This is a genomic window from Paenibacillus sp. B2(2019) (assembly GCF_008370385.1).
Taxonomy (GTDB): domain Bacteria; phylum Bacillota; class Bacilli; order Paenibacillales; family Paenibacillaceae; genus Paenibacillus_AQ.
Genome location: NZ_VTZR01000015.1, coordinates 243,291 through 259,320 on the forward strand (window position 1 = coordinate 243,291; position 16,030 = coordinate 259,320).

Annotated in this window: 7 protein-coding genes; all 7 read left to right on the forward strand. The window is 43.8% G+C overall.

From position 1 onward, the window contains the following. The first annotated feature begins 1 nt into the window (after position 1). Positions 2-871 carry a carbohydrate ABC transporter permease gene (locus tag PAENI_RS14250; protein ID WP_149645739.1) on the forward strand — a complete coding sequence of 290 codons (870 nt, stop codon included), beginning with the start codon at positions 2-4 and terminating at the stop codon, positions 869-871. Positions 872-937: 66 nt separating this feature from the next. Further along, the gene (locus PAENI_RS14255; protein WP_149645740.1) at positions 938-2,524 is read left to right on the forward strand and encodes an extracellular solute-binding protein; all 1,587 of its coding nucleotides are present in this window, start codon (positions 938-940) and stop codon (positions 2,522-2,524) included. Between the two features lie 188 nt (positions 2,525-2,712). Continuing rightward, positions 2,713-4,452, forward strand: a complete 1,740-nt coding sequence (locus PAENI_RS14260; RefSeq protein ID WP_149645741.1) for a sensor histidine kinase — start codon at positions 2,713-2,715, stop codon at positions 4,450-4,452. Next, the gene (locus PAENI_RS14265) at positions 4,452-6,074 is read left to right on the forward strand and encodes a response regulator transcription factor (RefSeq protein ID WP_149645783.1); all 1,623 of its coding nucleotides are present in this window, start codon (positions 4,452-4,454) and stop codon (positions 6,072-6,074) included. Before PAENI_RS14260 ends, PAENI_RS14265 begins: the two co-directional genes overlap by 1 nt. A gap of 84 nt (positions 6,075-6,158) precedes the next feature. Next, a complete protein-coding gene (locus PAENI_RS14270; protein WP_188114569.1) occupies positions 6,159-8,390 on the forward strand; it encodes an FAD-dependent oxidoreductase in 2,232 nt (743 codons plus the stop codon). A 17-nt stretch (positions 8,391-8,407) separates the two neighbouring features. Next, positions 8,408-9,616: an SGNH/GDSL hydrolase family protein gene (locus PAENI_RS14275; RefSeq protein ID WP_149645742.1), complete on the forward strand. Its 1,209-nt coding sequence runs from the start codon at positions 8,408-8,410 to the stop codon at positions 9,614-9,616. 297 nt (positions 9,617-9,913) lie between these two features. Then, positions 9,914-15,520, forward strand: coding sequence for a golvesin C-terminal-like domain-containing protein (locus tag PAENI_RS14280; protein ID WP_149645743.1), 5,607 nt, complete (start codon positions 9,914-9,916; stop codon positions 15,518-15,520). The last annotated feature ends 510 nt before the right edge of the window (positions 15,521-16,030 follow it).

A 16,030-nucleotide genomic window follows, 5' to 3' on the forward strand; every position in this document is an offset into this window, starting at 1 on the left:
TATGATCAATTTGACAATCGGAGAGAAAGTCTGGCAAGCAGTCGTTTATTTTATTCTTATTTTGCTAGCTCTACTTTGCTTACTACCCTTTCTATATGTGGTTGCTGTTTCAGTGACGCCAGAAGCGGAAGTGTTAAGAAGAGGAATTGTTATTATACCAGAAACCTTTACCTTTCTAGCCTATAAAGAAGTATTCATTTCTCATGGTATCGGGCAGGCGTATAAAATTACATTGTTTCGAACGATAGTAGGTACTGCTCTTAATGTGTTCTTTACGGTAATAGCGGCATATCCGTTATCCAAAAAATATTTGCCGGGTCGAAGCCCATTTTTACTATTCATTGTCTTTACCATGATGTTTGGGGGAGGATTAATTCCGACTTATTTACTAGTCCGCTCTCTGGGATTGCTAAACAGTCCATGGGTATTGATTATTCCCAATCTCATTAGTGCATTTAATCTGGTGATCATTAAAGGCTTTTTCGAGCAATTGCCTGCTGAAATCGAGGAATCAGCGAGGGTAGACGGTGCAAGTGAGCTTCAGTCGTTATGGCGGATCATTTTACCCCTGTCCTTGCCCGTCCTTTCCACAATTTCCTTATTTTACGCAGTCGGGCATTGGAATAGTTATTTCGATGCTATTGTTTATATCAATGATTCCAACTTAATGCCGCTTCAAGTGATCTTGCGCAACATCCTGCTTAACGTCGCAACACAAAGTGCTGATTCGCTTGCCAATACCGGAGCTGTTAGTACGTTCGCTATACAAATGGCAGCAGTTGTCGTGACTACAGTTCCGATTTTGATCGTTTACCCATTTATGCAAAAGCATTTTACCAAAGGTGTACTCTTGGGATCGGTTAAAGGTTAAAAAGAAATTCCAACCTGAGTTGTTACGGGGAAACCGTGATAATATAGAAGCAAAGGAGAGGTCATTATGCAACGTAAAGCGATTACATTTGCTATTCTGACAGCAATGGTCGGTGTGGGAACGGTATTGTCAGGATGTGGGGACAAAAAAGAGGTTACATCGTCAGCTACGGATAATTCACAAGGCCAGTCTAGTCCCTTTGAAACCAAATTGAAAATTTCGATGTTTAACCAAGGCACTTTCAATGCTGCTGCTCCGATTCCTCCCCGTGAAGAAGATATCCAACGCCAAATGTTGGAGAAAGCAGTAAATATCGACTTGGAAATGATGATTCCTCAATCAGGTCAAGCAACGACTAAATTAAATACGCTCATTGCTGGAGGAGATATTCCAGATTTGATTTTCTTGAAGAGCCGGGCTGATCTCGCGCAATATTATGACCAAGGCGTTCTTGCGGATTTGACACCGTATCTGGATCAATTTCCTGAATTACAGAAACGTTTTAGCAACGACTCCTGGGAGGCGATGTCCTATCAAGGAAAAACCATTGGGGTTCCAGGTTATGATAATGTAAATGGTATCAGTCGAAGCTTCTTCATTCGCAATGATTGGCTGAAAAAGCTGAATATGGAAGTGCCAACGACACCTGACGAGTTATTCGAAGTTATGAAAGCCTTTACAGAGAAAGACCCGGACGGTAATGGCAAAAACGATACTTACGGATTCATAGGCGGCATGAATAAAGAAGGCAATCTGCAAACCTACGGCTTCGATAGTTTGATGTGGATGTTTGGCGTCAATCCTCCATCAGCCATTGATGTGAAAGACAATGAACCGGTGTTCCTGTATACCGACCCAAAAATGAAAGAGGCGCTCGCTTATATCAATAAAATGATGGAAGCCAAAGTTGTAGATCCAGACTGGGTGACAATGAATACTCCCGATTTGTTGGACCAAAAGTTATTTAAGGGTAAAGTTGGCTTCATGATAAGAGATGCACGCAGGCTGGAACCGGATTATCAGCAGAAAATGAAAGAAATCAGTGGAGAGGTGCCGGAATGGATCGTCATTCCTCCAATGATAGGTCCTTATGGTGATCAAATTGTAGAGAGAAAATCGTTCCAAGGCAATTCATGGGCCATATCCAAGAAAGCGGATAAGGACAAAATCATTCGGATCTTGTCCATGCTGAATTATCTCTTTACGGACAAAGAAGCATATCCGAATTTTGCATACGGAATTAAAGGAATTCATTGGGATTTAGTGGACGGCAAGATCAAGAATAAAACCTCCGAATTATCAAAGGAAATGAAAGAAAAGTACCTATGGGTTGACCATTATAGAATGCCGCGTCGTGGTGATGATGCTGAGTACTTCAGCTTCCAGAATCCTAAGACGGCAGAAGCTTTTGAGAACAATCAGAAATACGTGGCGCCTACTTTGCCCGGGAATTTATTGACTGAAGACCCGAACGATACATTGGCAGCTGACCGCCAACGTTTCATTAATGAAAGTTTGGTCAAATTTATGACCGGAAAAGATCCTCTTTCTAACTGGGAGAATTTCCTCAATACGTTGGATACCAAGTTTGACATGCAGAAATATAAGGACACAGTAATCAAGCAATTTAAAGAAGCGGGCTTAATTAAGTAAATCAAGTAGAAACGGCTTCGCCGTCCTTTTAAAGGACGGTACCGTTTCAGCGAGAAAGATAAGGAACATTTATGCGCGAAGCATATAAATTCTTATCTTTTAAACAAAGAGAGAGGCTATAAATAGCCCCTCTCTTTATTGTCATATGCTATTATTTGTTTAATACAGATTTAAAAGGAAGATGATAGATGCGAAGAAGAATCAGCTTGCCTTTAAAATTATTTTTTATCGTTTTTGCATTTGTATTAAGCTGCATAATCTTGATAAGTCAATTGTCTTATCACTATGTCCAAAAGGAAATAAGAAAAACTGACATTTATTACACTAACCAAATACTAGACAAGGTAGATCAGTATTTCACAGTTAATTTTTCCTCCTTCCAGACGATCCTGTTCTCGGTCGAAACATCGGTGAAAGCCAACATTGACAATACAGAAGTGATTAAAAAGCAATTAAGAGAGCTGTATGAACTCAACAGTAATTACGTCAGTAATATTTATTTGATCAAAAGCGATTTATCCATTCTAGGCGGGAGTACACCTACCCGAATATTCGATGAACCTTTAGCTGAAAGAGAACCTTTGTTTGATGCGGCTGACAAGAACAGAAGGACTACATTTGTCAGTGATCCTTACAAATCTAAATATTCCGGCTGGACAGTTACGATGGTTCGATATCTGAACAGTGCTCCGTTTCCTATGGCCATTGCGGTAGATTTGGATCTAAATGCCATTGAAGAAACCTTGTTCAAGATTAATAAAAAAGAACAAATGGATTTGGCTCTAATCACCGCATCGGGAAAAATCATTGCCGGATTTTCGGAAAATAAAGGACCCATGAATATTCAAGATCATACTTTTTCAATCGGTGAAACGTCAGCGGAACAAATTCTGGATACTACAGAAACAAGCCTTCAACTACATACCAAGGATGGTATTCCAGTCTCCCTTCTGAAAAAACCGACTGAGAAATTCAACTGGACCATCATCTCGATCAACGATGAATCACGCTTGAAAGCTGCTTTGTCCAGATTAGAAACCTATTATATCGGGCTTCTAGCTGCAGGTCTTCTCTTAAGTCTGTTCATTTCCTTTTTTATTGCCAAATATATAAGGACCCCTCTCTATGCGCTCAAAACAAAAATGAAGCGGGTGGAGCAAGGCCTCCTCACAACTACAATATCGATTAACCGAAACGATGAGTTTGGAGATCTCTCCCGAGCATTCGATCGTATGCTGCAGCAAATTGTGGAACTGATACGGGGAGCAGAGCTACATAATGAACTTGAGCGGAAGCTGGAAATCCAAGTGCTTCAGTCTCAAATAAACCCTCATTTTCTGTATAACACGCTTGGTTCTATCAGCAATGTCATACGACTCGGACAAATAGAGAAAGTAGATGTAGTGATCGAGTCTCTCATTTCAATATTGGAATATGGGATAGCTGATGCTTCGGAGAAGGTATCACTGCGTCAGGAATTGCAAAATGTATCGGACTATATCGCGATCCAGAACATCCGCTATAACAGGAACTTCCACTTGATTGAAAATATCGAAGCAGGTTTAATAGATTTCCCAGTTTTTCGAATGCTGCTGCAGCCGCTTGTGGAGAATAGTATCTTCCATGGTTATAACGGAGGGGGGATCGAAGGCCCTATTACTATTCATGCGTACAGGGAGGGCGGCATCGTCATCATAGAAGTAGTTGATCTAGGCGAGGGAATTCCAACTGATAAAATAAAGCATATTTTGATTTCAGAACCGAGTGATGTGGAATTGAAAAGGAAAAGAATCGGGTTAAATAATATTCATGACAGAATAAGACTTCACTACGGAGAACAGTTCGGGCTCCAAATCATAAGCATACCTAAGGAAATAACCCGTGTTCAAGCCTTATTCCCAGCAGGCTCGTTTAAAGGAGATGCATGATGGTGAGAGACTACACCTGCTTCATTGTTGACGACGAAGATCTAATCATTCAGAGATTGGAATTGTTTTTTAACGAACTCTCCCATAGGGATAAGCGATTTCATTTAGTGGGAAAAGCGAATAATGGGCTGAAGGGGATAGAGGAGATAGAGAAGCTTAAGCCGGATATCGTGATATCTGATATCGTTATGCCGCGAATGGATGGAATTTCCATGATTGAGCAGCTAAAACCAAAGCTTCCCCATACCCAATACATTCTTTTGACCGCCTATTCATCCTTTGAATACGCCCAGAGAGCTATTCAAGCTAACGTATTGGAGTACATTGTTAAGGTTCCGCTCAGGGAAGCAGATTTAGATCGCGCTTTAGATAAGGCAGCCGGGATTTTAAATGAGGTTAAGAAAAAAGAAGCGGAATTTCAATCGTTAAACGTATCCGTACTTGAAAATAAATATAGAGTCCGCAAGCAATTTTTTAATGAGCTTATCAGAGGCGAAATTCCATCTCATCGGGCATCGGATTTTGCCAATCGCATGCAATTCCATTTCTTTCAAGCCAACTATTGCTGCTTCATTGTTGAAATGAATCTATATGAAAGTTTCCGAAACGATTATTCAGCGTCTGATCAAAACATCTTGAAATATGCGATTACGAATATAATCGAAGAAACTGTGGTGAACGGTGGCAGAGGTGTAGCTGCGGATCTATCCGATAATCGTTTTATTGGTTTTCTTTCCTGGGAAAATAATCGCAGCGATATGGATACGGAATATGCTTGCCATTCATTGGGCAGTCAGATCGTCTCCCATTTACATCAATATTTGAATCAAAGGGTATCCGTAGCTTTTGGAGGTCCGCACCGAGGCTGGGAATCCATCAAACAAGCTTACATGGAAGCTAATAACGTGAGTGAGGATTTCTACTATCATGAAGAAAAAGTAGTCAAAACACCCATACATCGGTTCCATTACCGTAATGACAAAAAGGAGGACTTTCAGCTGAAACTGGCTGATTTTCTCACATGGGTTCAAAGGAAAGTTTCCAAGGAAGCGTTGGAAAAAGAACTCTCAGCTTTAAACCAATTTGTGACGGATTATAAAATTCATAAGTCCATCATGGCACCTATGCTTCAAGGCTTGTACAGAGACATAACTGCGAAATTTAAATCGGGGAACTCGTTGACCACGGATGCATCAGAGTTTCCCATAAAATTCATGACATTTCGGGAGCAGCTTGCCTATATTGGCGACTTCACATTCGAATATGTACACGCTGGCCAACTCTTACATCGTATAGAAATCATGAGTGCTATGCGTTTTATAGAGAAAAACCTTAAACAGAGATTAACGCTCGAGGCGATTGCCGAGGAAGTGAATTTAGCTCCATCGTATTTTAGCAGCTTATTCAAAAAAACAATGAACGAGGGCGTTATCAGCTACATCAACCGCAAAAAAATTCACTTAGCTCTCGAGCTATTAAATGTTCAGGATTATTCTTTATTGGAATTGTGCGAGGAAGTAGGAATTGTGAATGAAGGTTATTTTTGCAAATTATTTAAAGAATATACGGGTGATACACCTAAGCAATATCGGATAAAAATGACACGGTATGAATCCAAATAAGGTTGCAAAAAATGTATAAATTTCTCGCGAAATCATGTAAAAAAAAGGGCATCAAAAGGCTTACCATGATAGAAGGATCTAATCATGGAGGTTATCAAAATGGAGCTTATTAAAGCAGATGTAACCGTCGTAGGCGGAGGTATTGCTGGGATATGCGCTGCCATTGCTGCCGCACGCCAAGGGCTGCAGGTTTCACTTATTAATGATCGGCCGGTTCTTGGAGGAAATGCGAGCAGCGAGGTCCGGGTTCATATCAACGGGTCAGCATATCTCGGAAACAGTCCATCCTATTATGCACGCGAGGGCGGATTGGTGGAAGAACTCAAGTTGAAGATTTTTCACTATAATCCGTTATACAACAAGAAGCTTATGCTTTCGCTTTCGGATACGGTCTTGTTGGATATGGTTTATGCTGAGCCTAACATTTCTCTATTTCTGAATACATGCGTGCATGAAACGGGCATGGAGAACGGCAGAATTAAATGGGTGGAGGGCCTTCAATTGGCTTCCGAAAGAAAATTCCGTTTCGAAAGCCAAACCTACATCGATTGCTCCGGAGATGGAGTTGTCGGATATCAAGCAGGTGCTCTCTTCCGCTGGGGGAGAGAAGCGAAGCATGAATACAAGGAAGAATTGGCTCCTGAAGTGGCGGACCATTACACCATGGGCGATACGATCCTGTTTCAAGCCCGTGACGTAGAATATTCCGTTCCATTCAAAAGGCCTGGCTTTGCGTATGATATTACGAAGTTGGCTTTTTTCGATAGTATCAGAAAAGGCTTAAACCATCGGGCTTTACCAAGAAAAATCAATGGGCTTGGCGGATTGTGGTGGCTGGAATATGGTGGACATATGGATATTATCAAGAATAATGAAGACATCGCATTGGAACTGCGGAAATTGGTGTACGGGATTTGGGATTATATCAAAAATAGCGGCGAATTTGATGATGTAGACAATCTCATCTTGGATTATGTATGCCCGATTCCTGGAAAGCGGGAGTCGAGGCGGTTCATAGGGGACCACATGTTGTCTCAGAACGATCTTACAGCAAAGCCGCATTTCGAAGATGCTGTATCCGTCGGTGGATGGTATATGGATTTACATGCGAATAAGGGCATCTACGATGAGGGGCCAGCTACAGCATGGAATTTCGTGCCAGGATTGTACAATATCCCTTTCCGCAGTTTATATTCACGAAATATTCCTAATCTCATGTTTGCTGGTCGCAACATAAGTGCTACCCATGTGGCTTTCGGATCTACTAGGGTAATGGCAACCTGCGGTTGTATGGGGCAGGCGGTTGGAACGGCTGCTTCGTTATGCTTGAAGTATGAGATAGACCCCTCGGCCATAGTCGAATCTCATATGGAGGAGCTGCAGGCGCTGCTGCTTCGAGATGGCCAAACGATTGTAGGGTTTCAAGAGGAATTGAATCCTTACTTCGCTGACGGATTAACTATTCGTGCCTCGTCTCAGCGCAGCTATGATAATCTTCATCCAACCGAAGAGATTTCATTGGAGAAAGGGTTATGTTTGGCCTTGCCGATTCAGACATCCGTGGCTGAAAGTGTACGGATCAAAATTAAAAATAGGTCCGAGCATTCGGAAACTTTGCATGTAAAGCTGTTTGGCGGGGAACGGAAGGAAAACTACATTCCCACCAGCGAGTTGAAAGATTACCACTTGGTTATTGCAGCCGGTCATGACGACTGGATTACGCTAAACTTGGGCTGCAAGAAACCGGCTGACGACAAAATCTACATCGTATTGGAAGGTACGGCTAGCCTTGCCGTCTACGGCAATGAAGAAAAAATAACAGGAGCGGTCAGCTTCCATTATAGACCGGAAGAGCCGTCCAGGCTGAAGAAATTCAATAAGAGCATTTGCTTCAAGGATCTGTTACCGTCCCAGAGTATGTATAATCCCGAGAATGTCGTCAACGGCTTCTCCAGACCTTATGGTCTACCGAACGCTTGGATTTCTGAACGTACGGAAGAACAGGAATGGTTGGAATTCTGTTTTGCAAGCCCCAAAAATGTAGACGAAATCCATCTTGTTTTCAATTCACAGTTGGATTTGGAGCATTTCAACGACCCGATCGAGTCCCTTATCCAAGATTATGATATGACCTTGACCTTAGAAGACGGAACCGAGAGGACAATCATAACTCGTGGGAATTATCTCACGTTGAATAAACATAAGGTGGATGCGAAACGTGTAACCCGAATCCAGATTAATTTCTGCGCAACGTATGGTTCGCCTTATTTTGAAGTATTTGCTGTAAAATTGTTTGCTCCTAAAATTGATAAATGAGGTCAGGTGAAGTCACGATGAAGGAATTATTCCCTCGTAATGGGCTCCCCAATATAATTCAGAAATTGGAAAATGGGGATACCGTAACAATCGTCTATTTCGGCGGCAGTAATACTCGTTCTGAAGGCTACAGGGTCATGACGGCGGATTGGCTTCGTGAGAAATATCCTAAGGCGGATATCCGCTCTGTGAATGCAGGCATTAATGGGACAGGATCGGATTTGGGTTGTGCCCGTTTGGAGACAGATGTACTGCGTCATCGGCCTGATCTAGTATTTGTTGAATTTGTCGGTAACGATGGCGGAGATCCCGAATCCAAGGCGCGGATCGAAGGGATTGTCCGTCAGATCCGCAAGCGGAGCCGGTTTACCGATATCCTGTTCGTTTATACGCTGAAGGAGCGGGATGTGGCCTTATTTCAGTCTGGGGAATACCAGAAGGGGGCTCTAATGCAAGAGGAAGTGGCCGACTATTATGGTATTCCTTCGATTCATCTGGGCGTAGCGGTCAGTCACTTGGTGTCGGAGGGAAAACTCGTTTTCACCTCAAGGGAAGACGTGTCCATTTCTGGAGCCGTTGTTTTTACGCATGATTCGATCCATCCGACTATTCCCGAAGGACACCAGATTTACACGGATACGATCACCCGGTCATTTGAGGCAATTATCGAACTCAGAGGTCATCAGGGAAGGTTAGTACATCACTTACCTCAGAATCCATTGGTTCCGGCTAATCCTTGGGAGTATGCGACCATGCTGTCACTTGATAGTCTTACTACTTTTTCCGCAGGATGGTCTTACATGACGCCCGATGATTCTGCTTTAGTGCGCGAGTACAATTGGTTGTTCCCCGGCCTATGGCGAGCAGTCGATCCTGGAGAGGCTATCACGGTGCAGTTCGAGGGCACCCATATCGGGTTATTCGATATCGGGGGGCCTGATTCTGGCAGATTGAAGGTGTCGGTGGATGGTGGGCAACCCTTTATTATCGATCGATTCACACTACACAACGATCATAATCGAAATCAGTATGTATTCTTGCCGGAGCTCCCGAATGGAAAACATACGGTTCGCTTTGAAATCGATACCGAGAAGACAGACAAAGTGGCCGTGTTTGAGGCATGCGGCAATGAACGAAGTAGAGAGCACGTTAGGCAGCATCCAGATTGGTATGATCAAACGGTGATTCAGCTTGGGAAGTTGTTATTAGTGCAGCCGCCATTATAATTAATCATTAGGCTTTGTACAATTGGTAGACCTACATCATAACTGACTGCAGTTGAGCGGGCAGTTATGATGTAGGTCTCTTTTTTAAAGGACGACAAAGTCGTTTCTTCTTCCTTAAAATCTTATAAGAAATTCTTAAAATCAAAGAAATTTCACAGTTCTGTAACATGCTATGATAAAACCGACAAAGCGGGCTTAGCCAAAAGGATAAGGCTAATTGCTTCTTTACGATCTTCGAACAAAGGAGGGCAACGTTAATTTGAAAGCGTTATCAACACAAGGGAGGCTGTGAGTTGTATGATAAAAAGGAAGCTGTTTTTCTTAATCGTTTTCATCGTGACGATATTAGTTCCTTTCAGCCTAGTCGGAATAAGGACCGCATACGCGGAGCCCTTACCGTATAAGACGATTATCATCGATGACGGGAGCATCACGATCAATGATGTTGTGACACCTGATGTGGGTAACGAGAACAACGGATATTCAGCTCCGAATTGGACCACAAGTACAGGGGTGAAGGGATATGATAACTCCAGTTCTAAATATACGAGTACAGCAGGCAGAGCGATATCCTGGAATCCACGATTGGAAGCGGGAACGGCGAAAATTTCGTTATACAAACTTAACTGGGAAGATAAAGCAGATAGCAATGTAAAAATTGAAATCGTCCACAATGGAACGACTGATGTTCTCTATATGGATTTGCGGCCTTCATTTGGTGCTCCTGCGGGATGGGTTGATTTGGGAGAGTACTATTTTTCCGGAGTTGGTAAAGAATTCGTTAGATTAACTCGGTCTACCAGCACAACCAGCACGATAATTACGCGAGCTGATGCGGTCAAGTTCGAAGGGAATATTCAGCAAAAAGAGCCGCATAAGACGATCATCATTGATGATGGAAGCATCACGATTGATGATGTCGTCACCACTGATGTAGATAACGCAAATAACGGGTTCTCCGCTCCTTATTGGACTACAAGTACAGGAGTGAAGGGATATAATAATTCCAGTTCCAAATTTACCGATGCAGTAGGAAGAAGCATCACATGGAATCCGAGATTGGAAGCAGGGACGGCGAAAATATCATTCAACAAGCTTGATTGGGCGGATAAAGCAGACAGTAATGTTAAAATTGAAATTGTTCACAATGGGATTACGGATGTCATGTTTATGGATCTGAGGCCCTCGTCGGGCCCATCGGCCGGATGGGTTGATTTGGGGTCCTATTATTTCAGTGGTGATGATAGCGAATTTGTCAGACTGACTCGAACGCAACCTACGACCGGAAAGATCATTACGAGGGCCGATGCGGTCAAGTTTGAAGGGAATATCCGGCAGCAAGCGCCGCCGTTGCCTCCGCTGCGCAGCCGTACATTGGCGAATCTCAGTTACACGGAAAAAGGCAGCATCGAGAATGCCAGCTACAAAGTAACCTTCTATGAAGCAGCTTGGGATGGTGGCAAATCCATCGTTCGTGATATGTTCTACAAGGACACGGATACGGGGAACTGGGTGCCTATCAATAATGTGGCGGAAAGACTTGAAGAGCAATGGGTCTTAATGGATGGAAATGCGGGGAGTCTAACCAATTACTACGATACGATGAACAAACGCTGGATTACATTCGACGAGATTGATTTCCCTGACAGCCACACGGCGATATTAACCGATTCTTCACATGGAAGCGATTACGATTTACAAGTGAACTGGTCCATGTCAGGAGACAAACCTGATGTTTCCTTCGCTTTTACACCCCGCCGGGATGGCAATTACGTGATCGGCTATCAGTCTTTCACAACAGAGCAGATCTCTGGCGTCAATGAAGTATTAAATGGTTTCAGGTCACACGCCAAAATGGTAGGTTCGGTGGAATCAACAAGCTTAAGGGAGCTAAGCGCTCCAATGAGTCTGGTTGAAAAGAATGACGGTTCGGGCAATCCATTGACATATGGGGTATTTGTACCTTCGGATGAGCTTCCGGTTGAATTTGAACCGACGGGAGGTGTTACGAAACAAAGGCTTGGCATGAGCCTTGTCAACAACGAAGGCAGCGTGCAGCCAATCTTGTATGCTCCTCAATTAGGGACTTATTCGCAAATGGCCGCAGAAAGCACTTATAAATTTCATATGGGACTAATCGCTCAAAAAAGCAATTTGTATGAGTCCTACGCGGATATTCTTCGCAATGAGTACAGTTATTCCGCATATCGGGAAAATGTATCAGATCAGTCGCTTACTGACGCGATGTTCAATATGATCGATTTACTTAAGATAGAGCCGCAAGGGGATGACTCTGTTGATTATGTCCCGTCACCCAGCGGATGGTGGAGCCGTGCCAAGGGCTTTATTGACATCGAAAACGAGGATAGTGTTCGAACAAGCTCGAATGCGGTTCTTTTGGGGGCTTACTATTTGACTGGGGATGACCAGCTTTACGATACGAGAGCATTGCCGTCCGTCCAGTATGGCTTATCGCGAAATGGTATAGGTTGGTCGCCGACGCAGAAGCCAGTATACGGTGTGCCGTCGTTATGGAAAATGGCAACCTTGCCGTTTGATTTTTCAAGCGTAGCCGCTGTCAATCAGATGATGGGGACTTCAGCAGGAATTGGGGCGCTGGCACAGGAAGAGTACCTCGTGCGTGATCCTGACCAGAAAGACCGGGGTCCTGTCATTCAGCCCCTGATGATCTATCGTATGACGGGAGATGCGCAGTATTTACAGGCTGCCAAGGATGCAGCCGACAGCTATATCATGCAGCATATTGATACGCCTGCATCCGTAAATGTGAGTAAAAATGAGTTCATTTATTATTATAGCAAGCTGTGGATGGAGATCTTGGAGCTTTACGAGGAAACTCAGGATATCAAATACTTAAATGCTGCTTATAAAGAAGCCAAACGGTATGCAACGATGTTCGTTGCTCGTCCGGTTCCTGAAGGTGCCGTTACGATTCCGCAACCTGAGACGTATAATTACGCGGAGTCGTTCCATTGGCCGGAAAGTGGTAAATATCAATATCCTCGGATCAAGCTCCCAGAAGATGTAGCCGGAGGCGTACAAGCGGATAGTTGGCTTGTCTCTCCCAATGGATTGACGTTTGAAGCGGGAAGTACAACTGGTTATTATCGGATGAATGCTCAGGAAGCTCCATTCATGCTGAGATTGTCGCTCTATACAGGCGATAAATTGCTGCAGGATATTGCTCATAATGCAGTCATCGGACGATATTCCAGCTATCCAGGTTATTACTATAAGGGCTTCGCCGTTAGTCAACTTGAACCGGAGTTTCCTCTGGAAGGCCCAAGCGGGGCTACATCCATCTATTATCACCATATACCGGGACAGCTCGGGCAAACGATGGATTATTTGATCAGCGAACAATCGTTGAAATCGAATGGAAGTATTACATTTCCTTCTGTATTTGAAACTAATTTTCTATGGTTCAAATATCACCTCTATGGAAATAAACCAGGTCATTTTTACGGTAATTCCAACGTTTGGCTCTGGATGCCTAAGGGGATAATACAGACCAACCATTCTCAATTGAATTGGATAACGGGAGAGAGCGGGAATAAATTCTACATCGGGTTAAGCAACGAATCGGCAGCTGAAGTTCAGACTCCGATCGAATTGAATGCGCAAATCATTGGGTTCAACCCGGCACAAGATTATACCGTAACCATCATCCGCGACAATGGCACACCAGAGCAAGCGGTTATGAGTGGCGGAATCATTCAAGCCACGGTTTCAAGCAAGGGAATAACCGCTATCATTGTGGAAGGACTCAACATTGAAGTGCCGCTGCACCAGGTCAGAACTGTTGAAACATCGGATGCAAGCTATTTCTTCGATATCCACAGTCCAATAGATGCGGTTAAAGGCATGCTGATCGTCAAGCCCGACGAAACGGCCTACGATGCTTATGTGCAGGCAAAAACGACGAAACCAGCGACGATCCATTATTCCTTGGATGGCGGGGCTACGTATACAACCATTCCAGATAAGATCTATCCGATGGAATGGTCGATACGGGTAAACGATTTATCCCAAACCTTCACTTATTATGTGGAATCGGACGGGAAACAGACCCGCAAGCGGACACTCTATCTGCCTGATCAGGTAACCGAAACTCCAGTTCAACCGGATTGGCAGGAGGGTTCATCTATCATTGTGGATAATACGGAGGCAGAGTCAGCAGGCGTCTGGATACGGGATACAACGGCTAACGACTATTACTATGATAACTATGTGTATGCCAAATCGACTGCCGGCACAGCGACAAGCAGAATTAAATGGCGACCTGAGCTGCCGGAAAGTGTTACTTACAGTGTGTACTATAAGCTTCCGCAAATAACCGCTGCCAGTGAAAATTGGGCAACGAATGCCTCATTTACCGTTTATTATAGCGGAGGCTCCGAGACGGTTACCGTAGATGAGACAGCGGCCAATGGGACTTGGGTGTACCTGGGTGCTTATCCTTTTGCAGCAGGCGATAGTGGGTACGTGGAATTAACCAATAAGGCCAATAAGTCACGGGTAGTAGCCGATGCGATGATGTGGGTGGACCCGAACAAGATGCCGCAATTGGAGTCTGCGGTGATCCTGTCGGATCGGAACGAACTGCAGATGACTCAAACCGCACAACTAAGCGTAACCGGCTATTTGGATAACGGTCTGATTGGTGATCTATCACAGGCAAATGTGCAGTATTTCGTTGATCGAACCGATCTGGCTGAATTGGACAGTAGCGGTTTGTTGACCCTTCTAAGTCTCGACGGAGAAACGGATCACATTGAGGTATGGGCCACTGTAACGATTGACGGGGTGACCTTAACAACACCGCCTTTGACAATTGCGATCAGGGACCTAACGGTTATTGTCGACAGCACGAATACGACTGGGTTGTACACGACAGAAGGGTCTTGGAGCCAAAGCAATTTAGCCGGATACAAAATTGGTGTGAAATCCCGTTACTCTACCGTTCAAGGATCATCCGCGACTTGGAAAGGACAGTTTCCAGAGGGGAAATATACGGTCTCCATCTATAAGCTCGTCCATACGACGGCAAATGATAATTATGTCAAAGTGGAAGTGAAGCATCAGTCGGTTACCGAGGTCACGTATATCGATGCAACCGTTGGCTCGTCGGGTTGGGTTAATCTAGGAACGTTCGACTTTACTGGAGACGGCAGCGAGTATGTTCGTTTAACAAGGGTTACTCCGACAACGGTAGATCCGCCAACTCTACCTGCCGATATGATTTATACCAGGGCTGATGCAGTCAAGTTCGAACGACATTCCAGTAGTCTGCCGTTGCTTGCAAATGGGGTGCCAGATAAACCGACACTATCGAATAATAGCGGTGTTACGACAGGCTTACATGATGGCAATTATGAGGTTACGATGAATATGTGGTGGGGAAACAATGGCACATTGTATAAGTTGTACGAGAATGGCCAATTGATCCAAACGAAGTCACTCACCGATGTTTCGCCAGCTGCCCAGACTTCCATTATTCCTATTCAAGGTAAGCCGAATGGAACCTATGTGTATACATGTGAGTTATCGAATTTGTATGGAACGACTTCATGTGATCCACACACCGTCACCGTGACTGATGCGAAGCCCGGCAAACCTGTGTTGTCTAGTGACAACTGGGATCAAGATGGGGACTATAACATTACTGCTAATATGTGGTGGGGCACGAACGCAACACAGTATCGATTATATGAAAATGGCGAACTTATTGAAACGCAATCTTTATCTTCACAAACACCAAGTGCTCAATCGGCCACTACACAAATTTCAGGGAAATCTCCTGGCATCTATCAATATCGCTGTGAGTTTATGAATGGAAGTGGAACAACGGAAAGTGATACTATACAGATTATTGTAAAATAAACCTATGAGCTGAGTGGATGAGAACGATCCATTCGGCTTTTTTATTTCTTGGAATTTAGTATTGACTATGCAAAATGATAATCTTTCAAGGCTCACAACTGAGTGATATTTACACGAACAGGTAGTAGTGCTTCAGAATTCTAGCTAAGGAATTGAAGCAAGCAGGATTGCACCCGGATGAGGGAGAAGGCGTCGGATATTAGATGGAGAACGGACCAACTCCAGTGTAGTCTACTGAAGTCGGTCCGTTTTATTTATGGTCATGAGAGGTAGAGGTGAACATTATAGCGCTCGGGATCAAGTCCCAAGGGCAGGATAGTTGAAAGAGAAACAACCTAACAAGATCCGATCCAATTGTCGAGCGACAACAACATATACCGATTAATTTCCGCGTAAATCGCGGTTTTTTTATTCAATCGAAATGAGCCAAGATTATGGTCCGATTGTCGTTCTTATATTAACTGATGTTACCACTGCATTGTATTCATTATCCCCATATACCCTAAATTG